We start from the raw sequence: 22,194 nt of genomic DNA, 5'->3' as shown, positions 1-22,194 counted from the left end.
TGATAACTGACCTAGCTTATGAACCGTCAAAAATTTACTTGGGGATATTCTGGTTATAAATTGCGTCAGAGAGAAAATTTTAAAGAATTTCTGTGTTTACTGGGATTATTAATAGCGGCCTTAATTATCTATCTAGTGGGATTAGGTAATTTACCCTTGCGGGATTGGGATGAAGCGACCATCGCTCAGGTGGCCAAGGAAATTAGCCAAACCCCCCTGGAACAATTGCGCTGGTTATTTCCTAGTCTTTGGGGTGATCCCTACCTGAATAAACCGCCGTTGATTCATAGTTTAATTGGTCTAACCTACCATTTCTGGGGCATTAATGAGGCCAATACTAGACTAATTCCCGCTTTTTTAACAGCTTTATCGGTGCCGCTCCTCTACCTTCTCGGTCGAGAAATTTTTCCCGCTCGTTTGCCAGCTTTACTATCGGCCTTAATCTATCTAACTCTTTTGCCGGTGGTGCGCCATGGCCGTTTAGCCATGTTGGATGGAGCGGTATTATGTTTTGAAATCCTGATGTTTGTTGGTTTACTGCGCTCACGGCGCGATTTACGCTGGTCTCTGGGGGCGGGGTTAGGATTTGCCCTCCTTTGTCTGACTAAGGGTATTATGGGGCTATTATTGGCGGGTATCGGCTTGATTTTTCTGCTCTGGGATACCCCCCGGTTATTAACGTCTGCCTATTTTTGGTCGGGTTGGTTGTTGGGAGCAACTCCCGCTTTTGCTTGGTATAGCGCCCAATTTTGGCACTACGAGCGGGAGTTTCTCGATTCCCTTTTTGTTCAACAGTTAAAGCGAGTTAGTGACCATCTCGACGATCATCGCGAACCGTTTTGGTATTATCTGCTGGAAATTCTTAAATATAGTTGGCCGTGGTTAATTTTCTCGGTTTGGGGTTTACGTTTAGCACGTCAGGAACATCTCTACAGTTGGGCGAAGTTACTGTTAGTTTGGACGGGTGTTTATCTGTTGGTGGTTTCGGTAATGGCGACCAAGTTGCCCTGGTATATTCTGCCGATCTATCCGGCCTTGGCTTTAGCGGCCGGTTATGCCTTGGCGCAGGTGAGTAATCTTCCCATCGATCGCCCCTATAATCCAATCTGGTCAATTATTTTGGGTATTATCGGCGTTGTGGCAGGTTTATTAGCTTTAATGGCCTATTTCCCTGGTAATTTTGCCGGTATTGAACCTCTCCATCCCTTAATTCTTTTAACCTTATTGTCACTTTCCCTGACCATGGTGACAACGGCAATTTTGTTAGCTCGGCGCTCGGAACAATTCAGCGTGGTTTTACTCTGGGGAATGTTGGTTTCTTTGTTTATTTTTGTCAATTCTCCCCTGTGGATATGGGAATTAAATGAGAATTTCCCCGTCAAACCGGTGGCGAGTTTAGTGCAGAAATATGTGCCGGCCGATCACCCTGTTTATATTGCTTTTGCCTACGAGCGCCCCTCATTAAATTTTTATAGTGGTCGTCGGGTTTTTCCCCTTGCTGCTGAAGAATTAATCAATTATTGGCAAAGTCACAAGCAACCCTACCTAATTATCGATCGTCAAACCAAAGAAGCTACTGATTTAGGAGGATTAAAGGTGATCGGATCTACGGATTCCGGTTGGTTTTTGATGACAAAGCAGTAGTGAGGTTAATTTTGTGCATCCCATTTTTGTAAATCTACTCAGTTGAGATTTTTAAAGGGAAAATCTCCTCTAAAGTTGGGGGTTATTTGCGATTTTTTCCCTCAATCCAAGCTTTTGGGGGGTAGAACCCCCCAAACCCCCCGCGCATTAGCTTTTCGGTGGGATGCTTGCACGCAGCTGCTGACATATCTGTAATAATTTAAGAGTCACTGATAATTGCCGATTGTCGGTATTTCTGCAAATGTGAGATGCACCAGGTTAATTTTGTGAATACTTTCGATAGCAAATTAGCTTAGACTTTAACTTGCTGATTGATGACTTGAAATATTACAAAAATTTTACAAGTTGCGTTAAAATCACCCCTAGCGATGAAACGCAACACTTTTGTAATTGTTGAAACCGAGATTAATATGCTAAATAGGTCAATTACGGCCGAGAAAACTGAGGAATTCGCTCCTGCTGACCTGCAAGACCTGCTAGACTGTACCGATAGCTTTGTTAACCGTCACATTGGACCGACGGAGACGGAAATCGAGAAAATGCTGGCGGTTTTGGGTGTTGCTACTGTTGAGGAGTTAATCGCTAAAACTGTCCCAGAAGGAATTCGTTTACAAAAAAGCCTTAATCTAGCACCTGCCTTGAGTGAATACGCCGCTCTTGCTCAATTAAAAGCTATTGCCTCCAAAAATCAGGTATTTCGCTCCTTTATTGGCATGGGCTACCATGACTGTATCACCCCGCCGGTAATTCTCCGCAACATCTTAGAAAATCCGGGTTGGTACACTGCCTATACTCCCTATCAAGCGGAAATCGCCCAGGGACGCTTAGAAGCTCTCTTAAACTTCCAAACTCTCATCACTAGCTTAACCGGTCTGGAAATTGCTAACGCTTCCCTCCTCGATGAAGGAACAGCAGCTGCAGAAGCGATGAGCATGAGTTACGGACTGTGTAAAACTAAAGCCAATGCTTTCTTTATCTCTAGTAGTTGCCATCCCCAAACGATTGAAGTTGTTAAAACCAGAGCGATTCCTTTAGGTATTGACATTATTATCGAGGATCATCGTCTCTTTGACTTTCAAACGCCGATTTTTGGCGCATTATTACAATATCCAGCCACCGATGGCGTAATTTATGACTATCGGCAATTTATCGCCAAAGCGCAGGAAAATGGGGCTTTAGTCACCGTTGCCGCCGATATTCTCAGTTTAGCTCTGTTGACTCCCCCCGGCGAATTGGGGGCTGATATTGCCGTGGGTAGCAGTCAACGCTTTGGGGTTCCCTTGGGTTATGGGGGTCCCCATGCCGCCTATTTTGCCACCAAAGATGCCTATAAACGCAGCATTCCGGGGCGCATTGTCGGGGTATCGAAGGATAGTCAGGGTAAACCCGCACTGCGTTTAGCTTTGCAAACCAGGGAACAACATATCCGCCGGGATAAAGCCACCAGTAATATTTGTACCGCACAGGTGTTACTAGCGGTGATTGCTTCCATGTACGCGGTGTATCACGGACCGGAAGGAATCAAGAAAATCGCCCAAAGAGTGCAGAAATTAACCGCTTTATTGGCAACTGGTTTAAAACAGTTGGGTTATCAAGTGGGGAAAGAACCGCGCTTCGATACGCTCAAAGTTACGGTATCCACGGGAGTTAAGGACATCCTCGCCAAGGCAAAAACCCATAAGATTAATCTGCGTTATTTTGATGACAATAATCTAGGAATTAGTGTCGATGAAACCACCAGTCTCAGGGATGTGTGGGATTTATGGCAAATTTTTGCCCCCACCGAGGAATTACCCTTTACCCCGGCCGAATTAGTCGAGAAAATTAGTCTAGAATTACCCGCTAATTTAACCCGTACCAGTGCCTATCTTACCGAACCGGTGTTCAATCGTTACCACTCGGAAACGGAATTACTCAGATATCTGCACCGTCTGGAAACAAAGGATTTAGCCTTAAATACTTCCATGATTCCCCTCGGTTCCTGTACGATGAAACTCAATGCCGTAGCCGAGATGATTCCAGTAACTTGGGCAGAATTCGGCAAATTACACCCTTTTGCCCCGATTGAACAAGCAGAAGGCTATCAACTGCTCTTTCAACAGTTAGAGACTTGGTTAGGAGAAATTACCGGGTTTGATGGCATTTCCCTACAACCGAACGCCGGTTCTCAGGGAGAGTATGCCGGTTTACAGGTGATCCGAGCCTACCATGAAAGTCGCGGTCAAGGTCATCGTCAGATTTGCTTAATTCCTGAGTCCGCTCACGGGACTAATCCTGCCAGTGCTGTTATGTGTGGTATGAAAGTAGTGGCGGTTAATTGCGATTCTCGGGGCAATATTGATATTGATGACTTAAAAACTAAGGCCGAGAAGCATCAGGATAATCTAGCGGCTTTGATGGTAACGTATCCTTCCACTCACGGCGTTTTTGAACAGGGAATTAGCGAAATTTGCGCCTTGATTCATCAATACGGTGGTCAAGTCTATATGGATGGCGCCAATATGAATGCTCAGGTGGGTTTATGTCGTCCGGCGGATTTTGGAGCTGATGTCTGTCACTTGAATCTCCATAAAACTTTCTGTATTCCCCACGGTGGGGGGGGACCGGGTATGGGACCAATCGGAGTAAAATCCCATTTAGTGCCTTTTCTGCCGGATGTTTCCCTGGTTTTGGCGAAATTATCCCCAGAAACCGCTAACGGTAAGCATCAGGACTCGATTGGGGCAATTTCGGCCGCGCCTTGGGGTAGTGCCAGCATTTTGGTGATTTCTTGGATGTATATCGCTATGATGGGGGCAGCAGGCTTGAAAAAAGCGACAGAAGTGGCAATTTTGAACGCTAATTATATGGCTTTTCGTCTGGAGTCGGCCTATCCGGTGTTATTTAAGGGTAGCGCGGGAACGGTTGCCCACGAGTGCGTGATTGATTTACGTCCTCTGAAAAAACAGGCCGGCATCGAGGTGGAAGATGTGGCAAAACGCTTGATGGATTTCGGTTTCCACGCGCCGACGGTTTCTTGGCCCGTGGCGGGTACAATGATGGTGGAACCCACGGAAAGCGAATCTTTGGGCGAATTAGACCGTTTTTGTGAAGCTTTGTTAACTATCTATCAAGAGGTACAAGCGATCGCTAATGGTAGCATGGATCCCCACGATAATCCCTTGAAAAATGCCCCCCACACAGCCGCAGTTTTAACTGTCGATGATTGGAGTCGTCCCTATTCCCGTCAACAGGCAGCTTACCCGCTTTCTTGGCTAAAAGATTATAAATTCTGGCCGGTAGTGGGACGGGTTGATAATGCCTACGGGGACAGAAATCTGGTTTGTTCCTGTGAGGGTATGGACGCTTATAAGTAGGGTTTGCGGCAAAAAGCTTTTCCTGGGTGTAGGGTGGGGTGCATCTCATTTTTGTAAATCTACTAATTTGGGATTTTTCAAGGGAAACTTTCTCCTAAAATTGGGTGTGTTACTTTCAGTTTTATCACTCAATCCAAGCTTTTGGGGGGTTCTACCCCCCAAACCCCCCGTTGGGGGCGTGGCGCCGCCCCCAAACCCCCCGCGCATTAGCTTTTCGGTGGGATGCTTACACGCGATTGTTCATATTTTTGTACCAATTTCAGAGTTACTGATAATTGCTGATTGTCGATATTTCTGCAAATGTTGGATGCAGCCGTGGGGTGTAGGGTGTAGGAATTATGAATTATGAATTGGGGAGCGGGGAGAAAAAAGCTGTCTCCTGTCTCCTGAATCCTGTCTCCTGACGACCGGCTCCCAACCCTAACAAAGGCCTATTTTAAATACCTCTTGTGCCACTCGCTCACAACTGCCTACTGTTCCTAAACCGGCCTTAGTTTCTGCGTATTCATCTAACATTTTTTGCCGACGTTGCTGATTTAATAATAAATCTAGACATTCCTGCATAATTCTCTCCGGGTTAGCTTCCTCTTGTAATAATTCGGGAACAATTTCTCGCATTAAAACTAAATTTACCGGTGAGACAAATGGTACAGAAAACTTCATAATATTGCGGGCAATCCAAGCAGTAACTGCACTTAAACGGTAAACCACCACCTGCGGCACATTTAACAAAGCAATTTCGAGATTAACTGTACCAGACTTAGCCACAGCCAGATCGGCCGCGGCAATCGCTTCTAAAGTCTGGTCTCGTTCCATAATCACCGCATTTAATCCATATTCCTTCACTAATTCTCGCATTTTTGGTTCGTATAAAGCTAAGGGAACGGGAATTAAAAACTTAATATCGGGTATTTTTTCCTGTAATTTTTTAGCAGCAGCGCACACCGTCGGCACGAGATATTTAAACTCCTGTTGACGGGAAGCGGGTAATAAAGCGATTACCGTTTCTTCGGGTTTTATTGCCCATTTTTGCCGCATTTCTTGCCGATTGGGAGCATTTGCCATACGATCAACTAAAGGATGTCCCACCCAAGTTACCGGTAAACCTTTTGTTTCAAAAAAACGAGCTTCGGCAGGAAAAATTGCCAATAATTTATCGGTGACTGCGATTAATTTTTCCGTATTAAATAACTTTTCTGCTGTGGCCCTGAGTTTAGCTGAGGGAATATTTTCTTCTGACCAAATCCACACCTGTGGGGCAATATAATAAATAATTGGGACATCGGGAATAATTTTTTTAGCCGACTGACCGATCGCCACATTTGCCCCCACATAATCAATTAAAATAATTAGATCGGGAGGATGATCTCTAAAAAACTCTTTTGCTCGTTTTTGTAGTTGTAAAGTTGGCCAAATAAAGGGGATAGATTCAATTAATCCCATGGCAGCCAGTCGAGTGGTTTTACCCAGCATTTTTGCTCCAGCTAACTCCATGCGATCACCACCTAGTGCAAAAATTTCTAACTCAATTTCCAGGGTTTTAGCTAGTTGAAAAAGGGATTCAATCAGCATGGCTGCCTGTAAATCACCCGATACCTCACCCGTGCTAATAAATATACGCATTTGGATAATTATTTGATATAGGCAATGGGGAAATTCTGAGAACGGTGGGTTACGGCGAATAGTAAAGTTATTGGTGAATTATATCAGTTATTGTCGCCTAACCCACCCTACCTTGGGATTATTTCCCCGGAATTAAACCGCGACGTTTTTCTCCTGTGGTAGAGGATTGTAAAAATTGACAGAGATGTTGAACATGGGGGTTATCGGTTAAGAGAGAAACTTGTTCTAAAGCCTCCTGAAGATTTATATTAGAACGATAGATAATCCGAAAAGCTTTTTTCAGTAAAGCTAGATCTTCATCGGTAAAACCTGCTCTTTGTAAACCGACTAAATTAAGAGTTCGCACGCGACAGGGATTGCCTTCCACTAAAGTAAAAGGGGGAACATCGCGATCAATACGACTCATTCCTCCTAACATGGCCATTTTGCCAATATGAACAAATTGATGTACTCCTAAAACCCCCCCGATAACTGCTTTTGATTCGATCTGGACATGACCGGCCAAGGCGACACTATTAGCGATAATAATGTTATCTTGCAAAATACAATTATGGGCAACGTGAACATAGGCCATTAATAAATTATTACTGCCAATTTGGGTAACTTCTCCCGTATCCGTGGCGCGATTAATCGTGACAAACTCGCGAATTTGGTTATAATCACCAATTTCTACGGTACTTTCGCCCCCTTTATACTTTAAATCCTGTGGTTCGTTACCAATAACAGCCCCAGAAAAAATATGATTACCCTTGCCAATTTTGGTTGGACCCTCAATGACCACATGGGCATCAATAATTGTATCAGCTTCAATTTCCACATTGGCCCCGATCACAGCATAGGGACCAACTTTAACCTTGGGATCAAGTTTTGCCGACGGATGGATAACCGCAGTGGGGTGGATTAACGTATTCAAAGGGAAGTCTCCCGCGCTCAACTTCGTCACTGTATGAATCATGGTATAGCTTATCCTATATTGGACAGATTGTGATCAAGATTGATAGCGGTTGCTTAGGGAGGGGACGACTTTAATGGGGAACCAGAACCCGATAAACTATTAACCAGATTCTCTTGGTTCCTTCGTCCCTCCCATCCTGATAAAAAATATATGAGCAATAATAGACCTAAAATTATAGTCTTAGATGACGACCCGACAGGTTCCCAAACAGTCCATAGTTGTCTGTTATTGATGCGGTGGGATGAAGATACTCTCCGCTTGGGATTGGCAGATAATGCGCCAATTTTCTTTGTTTTGACCAATACTCGCGCTTTAACCCCCGAAAAAGCCGAGTCTGTCACCAGAGAAGTCTGTCATAACCTGAAAACTGCCTTAACTAAAGAGGGAATCGAGGATTTTTTGGTGGTCAGTCGTTCCGATTCTACCCTGCGCGGGCATTATCCGATCGAAACTGATGTTATTGCCGAAGAATTGGGCGATTTTGATGCTCATTTCCTGATTCCAGCCTTTTTTGAGGGGGGTAGAATCACTCGCGATAGTATTCATTATTTAATCATCGATGGCGTTCCCACTCCCGTCCACGAGACGGAATTCGCTCGTGATTCAGTTTTTGCCTACCACTACAGTTATCTGCCGGATTATGTGGAGGAGAAAACGAAAGGTAAAATTAAAGCAGATGATGTAGAGAGATTTTTATTGGCAGATATCCGTCAAGGTAGTTTAGAACGACTGCAAAAGCTCGAAAATAATCAATGTGGGGTGGTAGATGGGGAAACTCAAGCGGATCTCGATCGCTTTGCTGAAGATATTTTAACCGCCGCAGGGGAGGGAAAAAAATTTTTATTCCGTAGTGCCGCCAGTATTCTAACTTCTTTGGCTAATTTAGGAACTCAACCGATCGCACCCGAATCTATGGGTAAGTATAAGCCCACGGGGGAAGCCGGGGCAATTATCGTCGGTTCCCACGTCAAAAAAACTAGCCAACAATTAGATGAACTGCTTCAACAACCCAACACCGTCGGAGTCGAAATCGATGTGACGGCATTGCGCGATCGTCCTGAGCAACGAGATCAACTCATGGCACAAGCTCTGGAAAAAGTCAAGCTTATTCACAAAAATAAACAAACCCCCGTGATCTATACCAGTCGGCAAGAGTTAACCTTTGCCTCTGTGCAGAAACGTCTTGATTTTGGGGTTGCCGTCTCCACCCTGTTAATGGACATTGTTAAGGGTTTACCCAGTGACATCAGTTTTTTAATCAGTAAAGGCGGAATTACCTCTAATGATGTCTTAAGTACGGGTTTAAGCCTGCAATCGGCCCGTTTACTCGGTCAGATTCTCCCCGGTGTCTCCATGGTTCGCACAGCAGCCGATCATCATCTCTTTCCTAATTTACCTGTGGTTCTTTTCCCGGGTAACGTCGGTGATGTCCAAGCTTTAGCCACAGTTTATCAACGTTTGTGTCAATAGGAGGGGATAGGAGATCACCGCTCTTGTAGGGTGCGTTAACGAAGTGTAACGCACCTAATCTATGGTTATTCAATAATTGATTCAATGGTGGATTACGCTGCGCTAATCCACCCTACTGGACTGTTTCAGCTAAAATAGGGCAATAGATTTCGGCTTAAAGTCTTAGATTATAGAATTTCTAGCATTTTTCTAATACACCAAATTAGCTGAAACAATCCACTACGGGGGGTTAAAATTATTATTCTTCCCCTATTTCTTCGGTTATGCTACAGTGCTTGTGAAGCAGCATAGACTTTTACTTCCTTCTCTAAACGTTCTCTGAGCCTATCTTTTTCTACTTCAATATCATACCTTGTTTGAAGATTCATCCAGAACCTTTCAGACATACCAAAATAACGAGAAAGCCTTAAGGCAATATCGGCAGTAATTCCTCGCTTTTCCTCGATAATTTCCTTGATTTGCTCTATTGGTACATTAAGATCTTCTGCCAAACGTTCTTGGCTAATTTCCATCGGTTTGAGAAATTCTTCTAACAGAATCTCACCAGGATGAATGGGGGCTAATAATTTTTTCTCAGTCATGATTATTGAGTAACAATTAATGATAATCGACTATTTCTACATTGTAGGCGTTGCCATTTTTCCAAATAAAACAGATCCGCCACTGATCGTTAATTCGGATACTATGCTGATTTTTTCTATCTCCTGAGAGTTTTTCCAACCGATTAGATGGAGGAATGCATAAATCCTGTAAAGTTTCGGCCGCGTCTAAAACTTCTAGCTTTCTCCGAGCATTTCGTTGAATATCTTGAGGTAATTTTCGTGAAAATTTACGTTTGAATACTTGCTCTGTCTCCTTAGATGCAAAACTCTTAATCATCAATAATTAGGAAAATGCACTACTATCATATCATCTTAGTGCGATCATCGATCTCATGCTAATGTTAGATCGCAATCTTTCTGTGGAGGCGCAGTTGAAAGTGTATCTGTGGGTTACGATCGCTTTTTCAACCACCTTATCACTAGCTAATCTTCTTGGCTATCAAGGATTAAAGCGTCAAGAGAATTGGGAAAATCACCTCGCTCAACCATTTTTGTGAAGGCTTTATAACAATCATTTTTATCCCCTTGTTTGCGAGGATAGCCTAGCCATAAAACAAAAATAGCTTTATACTCCTCGGTTTGTATAGCCCGAAAGAATAAGCGATAACGGTCAGGTAGTCCCATCTTTTTGACTCTTCCGTAATGCTTGAGCGCCCCAGTCAGAGCAAAATGGGAAGCAAAAGGGTCGAGAGGGATTTTTTCTTTAATGGCGACCATAATCGCCCTGTAGAGTTTGACTGTAGAATGAGTACGGTATGCTTCTGTTGGCAAGGTGTTTTTTAGTTTACGAACCTCAACTTGTAAATCGCGGCGTTGTTGCCCAAAAAGTCTTTTAATAAAGTAGATTCGCCAACCGTTAACTATCAAGTTCTACTCCTGTCATCAACTCTTCATCGACCGCTGCCATCGCTTCCGTATAAGCTTCTAACTCAGCATCAGCATTTAATATGGCTTGCTTGGTCAGAAAATCTAAGAATAAACTCAGCATCAGTTCATCTTCCTCCTGTTCTAGAGATTGAGGCTGTAAGCGGACTAATAAGGTATCAGGGCTGATAACTTCAACAGCACCTTTAGCTTCTTTGAATTGGGGATTATCCTTAAAAAAACTGGCACTCAGACGGAAACCTGAAGCATTGCCTATTCTAGCCCAGGTTAGATTGTATTGTTTGTTACTCATGATTTTAGGCAAGGTTTACTACATATCATGTTATTACATAATTTAATAACATACAAGGTTGCCCAGCTTCTCAACCGCGTTTTAGCTGAACTTCCCACATACATATATACTATAGGGGAGCGCGCCGAGAAAGCCATCGAGTAAAACTAGCGGATTTCGATTTAACACCGCGTAATGAAAAAAGTTCCGATTTTTGCCGTGGTGTACCGCAGCGTGAAACTTGCCGAAAACGTGTTCTGGAACATGGTAGAGAAACGTAGAAATTAAATCACCGAGTAGCAAGAGCGCTAGGGTGATCAGGATGGCTTTTAGTATAAGTAGTATCAAAATTTTCCCCTTAATTTTCCGCTCGATCGTGTTTTGCAATTTACTATAAAAGAGAAAGTTAAATTTTTCTTTATGATTAAGTTAATTTTTAAAATCACGCCTTATATGAGTTGCCCAAAGGGTTGAACAGGAGTCTGCTCAAAGGTGAGAACATCAATACCAAAACGCTGACGCAACAGTATCCGCAGGGTATGACTTGCCATTTTAGCGGCAACCTGGACACAAAGTCCCTCAACTTTCTTTCTGAGCAATCGCTCCAAGTTGCGTCCTGTATTCTGCACCTCATTGAAAACCCCCTCAATCCGTTCTCGAAAATGTTGAAGAAGTCGCTCAAAGACGGGAGAAGTTTGTTGATGTTGATTGACTCTCTTAGCTGTAGAGACTCGATTACCTGTGGTTCTTGATATCTCAGTCTGCCAATCAGTACCAATAAACCCCTTGTCGGCTAGGATATTGTTGCCTTGAATGAACTGCAATACGGATTCTGCTGCGGGAGCGTTCGTCAGTATGAGCAGGGACGAGGGAATAAACCAAAAGGTCAACATTTCACTATCTCTGAAACTAGGCTCAGGTCCAGGCAGCATGGGAGTCAAGCGATATCCCTGTTCTTGATACCAGTCATCCACCAGGACATAAATAATAGTCAAGAGGGTGGGAGCATCTATCCTATTCATGGGGGGCCTCATGCTTTGGAGTGATTACCTTTATCGTGACCTCTCCCTTTGATTTTACAAACCTCTCTATCTCACATCAGCCGCAATTCCTAATTCATAATTCCTAATTCCCACTGCTGCCGGCTGCTCAAGGTTCATAATTAAAGAAACATCTATACTGATAGCTGGTTAATTTTTATGAAAACTCTTGCCGATACGGACTTAAAAAGGCTAGAAGACTTAATTATCAACGGACAAAAAGCGCTCGAGACTCGTTTCACGGCGATCGAGAATAGTATCGTCGAAATTAAGGCTGATATTGGCGAAATTAAAGCTGATATTAAGGAAATCAAGCAAGATGTTAAATCCCTAGAGATAGGACAGGCAAAATTAACCGAAAGAGTCGAAGGGATGGATAATCGCCTCAAAATAGTCGAGGGCAGTCAAAAAAATCAAATTTGGGCATTGATAACCATTTTAGGAGGTTCACTAATTACCGCTTCCGTCGGTTTGCTGATCGCTATTTTGCGCTTTGTCTTGTTTAAGTAAAAAATTATGGCTATGGATGAAACTAAAACCGAAATAAATCAAGAAATCGACTCAGAAACCCAAAAAATTGAGCCATCAGCCTCGGTAATAGAGAGATACGCCCAAATCCACTTAAAAAGCGAGGGTGAGAAATTGGTGCTAATTTTGCCCAAAACCAGCGCCGGGGAGACAAGTCAGGATTGGACAGATATCTTGACAGGATTAAAATATTATCTCCGTAATAGCGGCCAAAACTGCCCCGCTAGAACACCAGTACACCTAAGGTCCAACGATCGCCTGATGGATACGCGCCAACTACAAGCGATCGCCACAATTTTAGACAGTGCCGAATTACCCCTGCATACCATCCAAACCCAAAGAAGACAAACCGCAGTAGCAGCGGCAACCATGGGTTACAATGTCGAACAAATGCGCTCGAATCCGACGGTTTTCGGGGACGAGCAACCGCTGCCATCCCTCCTCGCCGAACCTTTGTACTTAAAAACCACCCTGCGATCGGGTGTAGAAATCCGTCACCCGGGTACAGTTATAGTCATGGGCGATGTCAACCCCGGCGGCTCGATCGTCGCTGATGGCGATATATTAGTTTGGGGGAGTTTACGCGGTGTGGCCCATGCTGGATTCCGCGGCGATCGAGCAGCGGTAATTATGGCCCTGCGAATCGACTTAACTCAACTGCGGATCGCGGAATTAGTGGCACGCACCCCGGCTTTGAATAGCGATCGCATGGAACCAGAAATTGCCTGTATCAGCGAAGGAGGAATCCGCATCATTGGGGCTTATAATTTTTCCAGAACCTACACCTTTAAAGATAAAGTGGGATGGGTAGAAAAAAAGTGATCAGTGACCAGTAAACAGTGATCAGTAAATAGTGATTCAGTGACCAGTAAAAATAGGGATTAACTGCGTTGAAATGAAAAACTCTATAAAACTGATAACTGATAGCTGATAACTGATAACCGGTAACTGATAACTGATAACTGATAACTGATAACTGATATAAATTATGGCTCGTGTAATTGTGGTGACATCGGGAAAGGGAGGAGTTGGTAAAACGACAGTAACGGCGAACTTAGGTTCAGCTTTATCTCAATTAGGCTGTCGAGTCGCCCTTGTCGATGCTGATTTCGGACTGAGAAATCTCGATTTATTGTTAGGATTAGAACAGCGTATCGTTTATACTGCCATCGATGTGGTGGCGGGAGATTGTAGCCTTGATAAAGCTTTAGTTAAGGATAAAAGACAGGAAAATCTGGTCTTATTACCAGCGGCACAAAATCGCACCAAAGAGGCAATTACTGCCGAGCAAATGAAGGATTTAGTCGCCCAATTGTCAAAAAGTTATGACTATGTATTGATTGATTGCCCGGCAGGAATTGAAATGGGTTTTCGCAATGCGATCGCCGCTGCCCAGGAAGCGATCATCGTTACTACCCCAGAAATGTCGGCAGTGAGAGATGCCGATCGCGTGGTGGGATTACTAGAAAGCGAAGATATTAAGAGTATCCGTCTGATCGTCAACCGGCTGCGGCCAGAAATGATCCAACTTAACCAGATGATCAGCGTCGAGGACATTCTCGACCTCTTGGTAATTCCCCTGTTGGGGATTATTCCCGACGATCAAAGAATTATTATTTCCACTAATAAAGGGGAACCATTAGTATTAGAGGAGAAGACCTCTCTCCCCGCCATGGCCTTTAGAAACATTGCCCAGCGTTTACAGGGTCGCGATGTGCCGTTTCTAGATTTAATGGCCGGTCAAGAAGGTTTTCTTGCTCGTCTGCGTCGTCGCTTGTTTGGGCCTTAAACTCTCTCATCTCAACCCCTTAACCTACTATGAATGACCTGATCGATAAACTTCTAGCATGGCGCGGTTCGGGCAAAAGTGGCGACCAAGCTAAAAAACGCTTAAAACTTATTCTGGCCCATGATCGGGCCGATCTTAGTCCCGAAATTCTCAATATGATGCGTCAAGAAATCTTAGAAGTGGTCAGTCGTTATCTTGATATCGATACCGAGGAAACCGAGTTACTCTTAGAAAGTGATCAACGAACTACAGCCCTGATTGCTAATTTTCCGATTCGTCGGATCAAACGCCGTCCTTTAACCGAGAAATTGCCATGAAAACTCAACCGATCGAGCTTTGGCTTAGTCTAGCGGTTAGTCCCTTTCTTTTATCCTACTTGGGACTACGTTCTATTAATAATTGGTTGATAGAAGTCGGGAAAGACAGCGAGGAAATCTTTCGCGGCGATCGCTTGCCGCTGCTCAATATTCCCGATCAGTTACCGGTCAACAGTGACCAATAATCCAAGAAAAAAGTCCTTTTGCCCCCTGAAAAGAGGCAAAAATAGTGAAATTTTTGTTAAAAATCGGGAAAAATGTGATTCTTTGGGATATAATCTCATTTTTGACAAACCCTAAGAACTAATCCGGATCGATCAGTGATCAGTTATCAGTTATCAATGATCAGATTCGAGTTTTCAGTGAATAGTATTAAGGGGCAAGTTCTGAGCTTTCTTTTTACTGATTACTGATTACTGATTACTGATTACTGATTACTGATTACTGTTTACTGTTTACTGATTACTGATTACTGTTTACTGATTACTGATTACTGAAATTATGAGCGTCCTTGTCCCCTCGACCGAAACCGAACAGGATATTTTCAGCACTTCCAACCTGTTTCTGCAGCAAAGACTGAAATTAATCGAAGATTTATGGAAAGAAGTCTTGGTCTCCGAATGTGGTCAAGAATTAGTCGATTTACTGGAATTACTGCGCCATCTCTGTTCTGAGGAAGGACAAGTGACCGATGATAGTCCAGAAGCAACGATCGCCAAAATGATCGAAGACTTGGAACTAGGGGAAGCGATCAAAGTTACCCGCGCTTTTGCCCTCTATTTCCAGTTAATAAATATAATCGAACAACACTACGAACAAAGGGATCAGCAACTACTGCGACGGACGGTGATCGGGGAAGAAAACGAAAGTCCCAAGACAGATCCACCGCAGAAAAGCCTTTTAGCCACCATTGTCGGGGCCGATTGGCTAGAAAAAACCCTGAACGAGTCCGATCACTCCAGCCCAAAATCGGGACTATTTCACTGGTTATTTCCCTATCTCAAACAGGTTAACGTCCCCCCCCAAGAAATTCAGCGTCTTCTCGATCAGTTAGATATTCGTCTGGTTTTCACGGCCCACCCCACGGAAATTGTCCGTCACACCATTCGCATTAAACAGCGCCGCATCTCGGGCATTCTCGAAAAACTCGACCAAGCAGAAGAAATCTTTCGCAGTATGGGGTTAACTAACTCCAGAGAAGCACAAACAGTCACCAAACAGTTAAAAGAAGAAATACGTTTCTGGTGGCGAACAGATGAACTACATCAATTTAAACCCACTGTCGTCGATGAAGTGGATTATGCCCTCCACTACTTCGATGAAGTTCTCTTTGAATCCCTACCCCAGTTAACCCTACGTCTGCAGCAAAGCCTAGAATCCTCCTTTCCCCGTTTACGAGCGCCGAAAAATAACTTCTGTCGCTTTGGTTCTTGGGTCGGGGGAGATCGGGATGGCAATCCCTCCGTTACCCCCGAAGTCACCTGGAAAACCTGCTGTTATCAGCGCAATCTCGTTATTAAAAAATATCTCGATGCTATTCGCGACCTGACCAGTATTTTAAGCGCCTCCCTGCACTGGTGTCACGTCTTGCCGGAGTTGCTGGACTCCCTGGACAGAGATAAACAGCAAATGCCCGAAATCTATAGCCAGTTAGCAATCCGCTACCGTCAGGAACCCTATCGCCTCAAATTGGCCTTTATTCAAAAACGTCTGGAAAATACGCGTGATCGCAATAATCGCCTTAATGACCCAGAAGAACGACAATTATTAACTAAACTCAACGAAACCAACATCTATCGCTCCGGTTCCGAGTTTTTAGCCGAATTAAAGCTATTACAGCGCAGTCTCCTTCAAACCGGTCTTTCCTGTCAAGAACTGGATCAACTGATCGCCCAAGTAGAGATTTTTGGCTTTGTCCTAACTCAGTTAGATTTTCGGCAAGAATCTACCCGTCACGCCGAATGTATCGAAGAAATCGCCGCATATCTGGGAGTTTTACCGAAACCCTACGGCAAATTAACCGAATCAGAAAAAATCGCCTGGTTAGTGGAGGAATTAAAAACCCGTCGGCCCTTAATTCCCCGGGAAATGCCCTTCTCGGAAAGAACCTGCGAAACCATTGAAACCCTGCGAGTTTTAAGAAGTCTGCAAGGGGAATTCGGTTTGGAAATCTGCCAAACCTACATTATCAGCATGACCAACGAGGCCAGCGATGTGCTAGAAGTGCTGTTATTAGCCCAAGAAGCCGGTTTATACGACCCCGCCACTAGCCGCAGTTCCCTCCGCATCGTTCCCCTCTTTGAAACCGTCGATGACCTCAAACACGCCCCCGGCATCATGCAGACTTTGTTTGAATTGCCCCTCTACCGGGCAGCCCTAGCTGGCGGTTACGACCATTTAGCGGCTTTAAACGGGGAGGACGTGACCCCGGAACCGGCGATCCTCGAACCGGGTAATTTACAGGAGATTATGGTCGGTTACTCCGATAGTAATAAGGATTCTGGCTTTTTAAGCAGTAATTGGGAAATTCATAAGGCCCAGAAGGCTTTACAAAAAACCGCTAAACAATACGGCGTGGATCTACGTCTTTTTCATGGCCGGGGCGGTTCCGTCGGTCGTGGTGGTGGCCCAGCCTACGCCGCTATCCTCGCCCAACCCCGGGGAACTATTAACGGTCGCATTAAAATCACCGAACAGGGCGAGGTTTTAGCCTCGAAATACTCTTTACCAGAATTGGCCTTGTATAACCTCGAAACGGCCGTAACGGCAGTCATACAGGCAAGTTTACTGGGCAGTGGTTTTGATGATCTCGAACCTTGGAATCGCATCATGGAGGAGTTGGCCACCTGTTCACGGCAAACCTATCGCAGTTTGATTTATGAAGAACCGGACTTTTTAGACTTCTTTCTGTCCGTAACTCCCATTCCTGAAATTAGTCTTTTACAGATTAGTTCCCGACCGGCCCGCCGGAAAAGTGGTCAACAGGATTTAAGTACCCTGCGGGCAATTCCCTGGGTGTTTAGTTGGACGCAAACCCGTTTTCTTTTACCGGCTTGGTATGGTTTAGGGACAGCTTTACAGATGTTTCTCGATGATTCTCCTAGCAGAAATTTGGAATTGTTACGCCATTTTTATCACAAGTGGCCTTTCTTCCAGATGGTGATTTCTAAGGCAGAAATGACTCTATCGAAGGTGGATATACAGATGGCCTATCACTACGTCAGTGAACTTTCTAAACAGGAAGATCGAGAACGTTTTCAACGTCTGTTTGAAAGGATCAAAGAGGAATATAATCGCACTAGCGAGATTGTTCTCCAGATCACTGGTGAGAAACATTTATTGGATAATGATCCGAATTTACAGCGCTCGGTGCAGTTACGCAATGGTTCGATCGTTCCCCTCGGTTTCCTACAGGTGTCTCTCCTCAAGCGTTTACGTCAATACAATAGTCAAGCTCAATCCGGTGTGATTCATTTCCGCTATTCTAAAGAGGAGTTATTAAGGGGCGCTTTAATGACGATTAATGGTATTGCCGCAGGGATGAGAAATACTGGTTGATTACAGATAATTAATCGTAATTTCGGGGGGGGATTATCTTGAAGGTAATCCACCCTATTTTTGTGATTTGTCAACTTTTTGTAGAACTTCTACTAAGTTGTTATTTTAAAAGGGAAAATTACTGCTAAAATTGGGCATTAGTTCCAATTTTATCACTCAATCCAAGCTTTTGGGGGGTTCTATTGGCTAATATTACTATCACTTATGGACTAAAAATGAATATTTTACCGCTAACAGTTGACAATTGATCATCGACCCCGAAGAGAAGCAATTAAGCTCACCGGTGTGTCGGAAGATTAGAGATTGTGCCAAAATGGAGAAAGTGACCCAATGATTACAGGTAAATTGTTAAAGAAAGGATCGAGTAACCGTGACTGATACGAACTTAGATATACTATCCCTGACCGATCCAGCGATCGCAGGGATTCTGCAAAAAGAACTACAACGTCAAAGAGATCACCTAGAATTAATCGCTAGTGAAAACTTTACCTCCGCTGCCGTCATGGCCGCCCAGGGTTCGGTTTTAACCAACAAATACGCGGAAGGACTGCCCAAAAAACGCTACTATGGCGGTTGCGAATACGTTGATGAAGCGGAACAATTAGCGATCGATCGGGTTAAACGACTATTTGGGGCAAACCACGCTAACGTACAACCCCACTCCGGCGCCCAAGCTAATTTCGCCGTTTTCCTGACCCTATTGCAGCCCGGCGATACGATTATGGGCATGGATCTCTCCCACGGTGGTCATCTTACCCACGGTTCCCCCGTTAACGTTTCCGGAAAATGGTTCCGAGTAGTACAGTACGGAGTAAGTCCCGAAAACGAACTCCTGGACTACGATCTCATCCTTGACATCGCCCGCAAGGAAAAACCCAAACTAATTATCTGCGGTTATTCTGCCTACTCGCGCCAGATTGATTTCGAGAAATTCCGCGCCATCGCTGACGAAGTGGGGGCCTACTTGATGGCAGATATCGCCCATATTGCCGGTTTAGTGGCCACTGGTCATCATCCTAACCCCCTACCCCACTGTGATGTGGTAACTACCACCACTCACAAAACCCTGCGCGGTCCTAGGGGGGGTTTAATTATGACCAAAGACGAGGAATTAGGCAAAAAATTCGATAAATCCGTCTTCCCCGGTACCCAGGGCGGCCCCTTAGAACACGTTATCGCCGCTAAAGCTGTCGCTTTTGGGGAAGCATTGAAACCGGAGTTTAAAATCTATTCGGGCCAAGTAATCGCTAATGCCCAAGCTTTGGCCGGTCAGTTGAAGGCTAGAGGGATTAAAATTGTCACTGATGGTACGGATAATCACTTGATGTTACTCGATTTGAGATCCGTGGGCATGACCGGAAAAGAAGCCGATCGCTTGGTGAGTACCATTAATATTACCGCTAATAAAAACACTGTTCCCTTCGATCCCGAGTCTCCCTTTGTCACCAGTGGTCTGCGCTTGGGTTCCCCGGCTATGACCACCAGAGGACTAGGAGAAACGGAATTTATCGAGATTGGCAACATTATCGCCGATATTCTCCTTAATCCAGGTGATGAAGCCCTGAGAACTGCTTGCCGTCAACGGGTAGCCAAACTCTGTGAAAGCTTCCCCCTCTATCCCCATCTCCATATTTCTGTCCCCGCCTTGGCCTAAAAAGAGAGATAATAAAAATTCATAATTGGCGATTGCCTGTCAGTGGCCAATTGTGAATTAAATCGCCCCCCAATTCCCATGTCCGGAGATTTATACTATCTAGTTTCTTTTCTGATCGCCCATACCGTGGTACTTTGGAGTACCCCCCTCGTCAGAACCGTCGGACTGAAAAGCGGTTACGTCGATAAACCCAACGAAAGGAAGGTCCATGAAAAGCCTATGGTTCGACTGGGGGGAGTTTCGATTTTTGTCGGCGCTTTAACTGCCCTCCTGATCGTTTGGTGGTTGGGAGGGTTTGCTGGTTTAAACAGCGATCGAGAATGGGAAGTGTGGGGCGTAACCCTAGGCGGTTTGGGCTTTTTCCTCATCGGTCTAGCGGATGATCTTTTTAATCTTTCGCCGCTCAATCGTTTGGTAATGCAGTTTAGCGTCGCTTTTCTAGCTTGGCAAGCCGGGGTAAGGATCGATTTCCTCTCTATTCCCTTCGGCGATTTATTACAAATTCATTGGCTAAGTTTACCGATTACTCTCCTCTGGTTAGTGGGGATGGCTAACGCGATTAATTGGATTGACGGTTTAGATGGATTAGCGGCGGGGGTTTCGGGTATATCTGCCGTGGTGATTTTGATTGTAACTTTGGTGATGGGACAACCGGCCGCCGCTATTATCGCCGCCGCTTTAGCGGGTGGGGCCTTGGGTTTTCTGCGTTACAATTTTAACCCCGCCCAAATTTTTATGGGGGATGGTGGGGCCTATTTTATGGGTTTTACCCTCGCGGGTGTGGCGGTGATTGGATTGGCTAAAACCACTGCTGTGACTACTGTTGCCGTTACCGCCGTCCTATTGCCCTATCTCATCCTCGCGGTTCCTCTCCTCGATATGTCCACGGTGATTATTTCCCGTCTCAAACGCGGAAAATCCCCTTTTGTGGCTGATAAACGTCATTTACACCATCGTTTACTGAAAGCGGGTATCTCTCACCGTCTGACAGTATTATTTATCTACGCTCTAACTCTCTGGGTGGGCAGTTTAGCCCTCGGTTTCTCCAATGTTCCCAGTGGTTGGGGTTTTGCCTTTGGTGCGACTCTCCTGCTCGGTTACGTCGGTTGGCAAGTCTGGCGCAATCGTGGCAGTGAACCGTAAGCCGTCTTAAAGTCGTCAGCTATCAGCTTTTTTCTGCGGATATCCCTTCGGCATCCAGTTTGTCACTATGAGAGAGCAAGCAATGATGAATTTTTATCTTCATAAAATAATTTGATTGTACTGAACTCTCGACGCAGTAAATTTTCAACTTGTAAAGTAGAACAGTTTCCTAGTCTCAACCAGATGACTTTGGGAGGATTCCCAAACACTAAACTTAGATCGTGCATATCGGCATCTTTTGAGACAATCATCAAATCATTATCTTTGGCATAATTCCAAACTATCGGGTCTATTGTTGCTTTCATCCCTACATCCCGAACATGAAGGGAGTCTGGAAAAATATCGCTCAAACGGGTAGATAATTTAGGGGATAAGTTTTCATCAAATAGTAATTTCATGCTGATCAAGTCGAAATCATTAACCGACGTTCACGATCAGCCGCATAAGCAATACAAGCCTTTAAATCTTCTCGCGTCAGGTCGGGAAAATCCTCAAGAATTTCTTCTTCTGTCATTTCCGAAGCTAGGTATTCAAGCACTTCATAAACTGTGATTCGCAAGCCACGCACACAAGGCTTACCACCACGTTTATTGGGTTCAATTGTGATATAATCTCTGTAATTCATGATGTGACGAGGGCATTTTTATTAATTTTATGATACCATTTATTGCTGCTAAAAACAGTAGTTTTGGAAACAGTCAAGCCCTAATTACAGTAATTCTATATTGATTGTCTGTCACCACAACTTCAGTGGATAATCTTTCTTCCATTGGTAAAGCATTTTTGCGCCTATCAAAGATAAATAACCAACCAAAATCTAAACCCAAACGCCCTAAATAAGATTCTAATTGTTCAATTCCGTCAGCTTGCGGATCGCGTTTTTTATCCCGCCATACTTTTAATTCAATCCCTAAAATTACATCTTTATACTGTAAACATAAATCCATTCTATCACTACCAATTGCATATTCCCTTTCTAAAACTCCTCCACCATTAACCACACGATGTAAAAAAGCCATTAATACAATATGCGGAGCAATTTCATGGTAAGCAGCACTACTTAATAATGGTTCGACCTGTTGTCGCCAAAACTTGAGAAATGCAGTTAATAAAGCATCTATATTTAATTCACCTTTTGCTGTCAACCAACTAGGACTAATTAAAGGTAAACTGTCCTGAGTTCCTTCGACTAAAACGCGGGGAATAACTTCACGATAAATGGGGTTAGAAATAACTAATCCCCCCATCGGATCACGTCTTAATAATCCTAAATCTATTAAATATTGGCGATCATCTGCTAGGGTATCGGGTAAGGTTTGCCCTGCTAAAATCGGTTCAATAATATTTTTAACTCGTTTT

The 22,194-nt window shown here is 44.2% G+C and carries 21 protein-coding genes and 1 pseudogene; 11 read left to right on the top strand and 11 right to left on the bottom strand.

From position 1 onward, the window contains the following. The first annotated feature begins 18 nt into the window (after positions 1-18). Positions 19-1,644 (top strand): ArnT family glycosyltransferase, encoded by a 1,626-nt coding sequence (locus IM473_RS13085; protein ID WP_287660437.1) that lies wholly within the window; start codon positions 19-21, stop codon positions 1,642-1,644. Positions 1,645-2,012: 368 nt separating this feature from the next. Continuing rightward, positions 2,013-5,000: an aminomethyl-transferring glycine dehydrogenase gene (gene gcvP / locus IM473_RS13080; RefSeq protein WP_287660436.1), complete on the top strand. Its 2,988-nt coding sequence runs from the start codon at positions 2,013-2,015 to the stop codon at positions 4,998-5,000. A gap of 420 nt (positions 5,001-5,420) precedes the next feature. Here the strand turns inward: gcvP and lpxB are convergent, their stop codons facing one another. Next, positions 5,421-6,623, bottom strand: coding sequence for a lipid-A-disaccharide synthase (gene lpxB, locus IM473_RS13075; protein WP_287660435.1), 1,203 nt, complete (start codon positions 6,621-6,623; stop codon positions 5,421-5,423). A 118-nt stretch (positions 6,624-6,741) separates the two neighbouring features. Further along, the gene (gene lpxA / locus IM473_RS13070; protein ID WP_042790427.1) at positions 6,742-7,578 is read right to left on the bottom strand and encodes an acyl-ACP--UDP-N-acetylglucosamine O-acyltransferase; all 837 of its coding nucleotides are present in this window, start codon (positions 7,576-7,578) and stop codon (positions 6,742-6,744) included. Between the two features lie 150 nt (positions 7,579-7,728). On the opposite strand from lpxA, the gene IM473_RS13065 reads away from it, so the two are divergent. After that, entirely contained in the window at positions 7,729-9,048 is a 1,320-nt protein-coding gene (locus IM473_RS13065; RefSeq protein ID WP_287660434.1) for a four-carbon acid sugar kinase family protein, read from the top strand. A gap of 266 nt (positions 9,049-9,314) precedes the next feature. Here the strand turns inward: IM473_RS13065 and IM473_RS13060 are convergent, their stop codons facing one another. The 6 genes from IM473_RS13060 to IM473_RS13035 all read right to left on the bottom strand — a co-directional run bounded on the left by IM473_RS13060 (position 9,315) and on the right by IM473_RS13035 (position 11,828). Beyond that, positions 9,315-9,629 carry a HigA family addiction module antitoxin gene (locus IM473_RS13060; protein ID WP_002733868.1) on the bottom strand — a complete coding sequence of 105 codons (315 nt, stop codon included), beginning with the start codon at positions 9,627-9,629 and terminating at the stop codon, positions 9,315-9,317. A 16-nt stretch (positions 9,630-9,645) separates the two neighbouring features. Next, on the bottom strand, positions 9,646-9,927 hold the full coding sequence (locus IM473_RS13055) for a type II toxin-antitoxin system RelE/ParE family toxin (protein ID WP_002761671.1): 282 nt from the start codon (positions 9,925-9,927) through the stop codon (positions 9,646-9,648). A 146-nt stretch (positions 9,928-10,073) separates the two neighbouring features. After that, the gene (locus IM473_RS13050) at positions 10,074-10,517 is read right to left on the bottom strand and encodes a type II toxin-antitoxin system YhaV family toxin (protein ID WP_002751101.1); all 444 of its coding nucleotides are present in this window, start codon (positions 10,515-10,517) and stop codon (positions 10,074-10,076) included. Beyond that, on the bottom strand, positions 10,507-10,827 hold the full coding sequence (locus IM473_RS13045) for a hypothetical protein (protein ID WP_287660433.1): 321 nt from the start codon (positions 10,825-10,827) through the stop codon (positions 10,507-10,509). Before IM473_RS13045 ends, IM473_RS13050 begins: the two co-directional genes overlap by 11 nt. An 81-nt stretch (positions 10,828-10,908) precedes the next feature. Beyond that, positions 10,909-11,154, bottom strand: a complete 246-nt coding sequence (locus tag IM473_RS13040; protein WP_204377830.1) for a hypothetical protein — start codon at positions 11,152-11,154, stop codon at positions 10,909-10,911. Between the two features lie 101 nt (positions 11,155-11,255). Continuing rightward, complete coding sequence (locus IM473_RS13035; protein WP_287660432.1) at positions 11,256-11,828, bottom strand: transposase; 573 nt, start codon at positions 11,826-11,828, stop codon at positions 11,256-11,258. A 177-nt stretch (positions 11,829-12,005) separates the two neighbouring features. On the opposite strand from IM473_RS13035, the gene IM473_RS13030 reads away from it, so the two are divergent. From IM473_RS13030 to IM473_RS12995, 8 genes are all read left to right on the top strand, one after another. After that, the gene (locus tag IM473_RS13030) at positions 12,006-12,356 is read left to right on the top strand and encodes a hypothetical protein (protein WP_079210267.1); all 351 of its coding nucleotides are present in this window, start codon (positions 12,006-12,008) and stop codon (positions 12,354-12,356) included. A 12-nt stretch (positions 12,357-12,368) separates the two neighbouring features. Further along, positions 12,369-13,196 carry a septum site-determining protein MinC gene (minC, locus tag IM473_RS13025; protein ID WP_287660447.1) on the top strand — a complete coding sequence of 276 codons (828 nt, stop codon included), beginning with the start codon at positions 12,369-12,371 and terminating at the stop codon, positions 13,194-13,196. 166 nt (positions 13,197-13,362) lie between these two features. Further along, positions 13,363-14,163, top strand: a complete 801-nt coding sequence (gene minD, locus IM473_RS13020) for a septum site-determining protein MinD (RefSeq protein WP_287660431.1) — start codon at positions 13,363-13,365, stop codon at positions 14,161-14,163. A 29-nt stretch (positions 14,164-14,192) separates the two neighbouring features. Beyond that, positions 14,193-14,480 carry a cell division topological specificity factor MinE gene (gene minE / locus IM473_RS13015; protein ID WP_002764792.1) on the top strand — a complete coding sequence of 96 codons (288 nt, stop codon included), beginning with the start codon at positions 14,193-14,195 and terminating at the stop codon, positions 14,478-14,480. Then, entirely contained in the window at positions 14,477-14,665 is a 189-nt protein-coding gene (locus IM473_RS13010; RefSeq protein WP_002761679.1) for a hypothetical protein, read from the top strand. The genes minE and IM473_RS13010 overlap by 4 nt, the downstream gene beginning before the upstream one ends. Before the next feature lie 316 nt (positions 14,666-14,981). Then, entirely contained in the window at positions 14,982-18,038 is a 3,057-nt protein-coding gene (gene ppc, locus IM473_RS13005; RefSeq protein WP_287660430.1) for a phosphoenolpyruvate carboxylase, read from the top strand. Between the two features lie 370 nt (positions 18,039-18,408). Next, positions 18,409-19,692 carry a serine hydroxymethyltransferase gene (gene glyA, locus IM473_RS13000; protein WP_287660429.1) on the top strand — a complete coding sequence of 428 codons (1,284 nt, stop codon included), beginning with the start codon at positions 18,409-18,411 and terminating at the stop codon, positions 19,690-19,692. 78 nt (positions 19,693-19,770) lie between these two features. Then, positions 19,771-20,835: a glycosyltransferase family 4 protein gene (locus IM473_RS12995; RefSeq protein ID WP_287660428.1), complete on the top strand. Its 1,065-nt coding sequence runs from the start codon at positions 19,771-19,773 to the stop codon at positions 20,833-20,835. 65 nt (positions 20,836-20,900) lie between these two features. Here IM473_RS12995 and IM473_RS12990 read toward each other — a convergent pair whose 3' ends face one another. From IM473_RS12990 to IM473_RS12980, 3 genes and pseudogenes are all read right to left on the bottom strand, one after another. Beyond that, the gene (locus IM473_RS12990; protein ID WP_004163946.1) at positions 20,901-21,233 is read right to left on the bottom strand and encodes a DUF5615 family PIN-like protein; all 333 of its coding nucleotides are present in this window, start codon (positions 21,231-21,233) and stop codon (positions 20,901-20,903) included. A gap of 5 nt (positions 21,234-21,238) precedes the next feature. Continuing rightward, a complete protein-coding gene (locus IM473_RS12985; RefSeq protein WP_004163945.1) occupies positions 21,239-21,460 on the bottom strand; it encodes a DUF433 domain-containing protein in 222 nt (73 codons plus the stop codon). Between the two features lie 73 nt (positions 21,461-21,533). Next, positions 21,534-22,194 (bottom strand): annotated as a pseudogene (locus IM473_RS12980) (ATP-binding protein); the annotation flags it as partial.

The sequence above is a fragment of the Microcystis sp. M015S2 genome (genome assembly GCF_020245945.1).
In the GTDB taxonomy this organism is placed as follows: Bacteria; Cyanobacteriota; Cyanobacteriia; order Cyanobacteriales; family Microcystaceae; genus Microcystis.
This window is presented reverse-complemented; position numbering and strand designations above follow the sequence as displayed.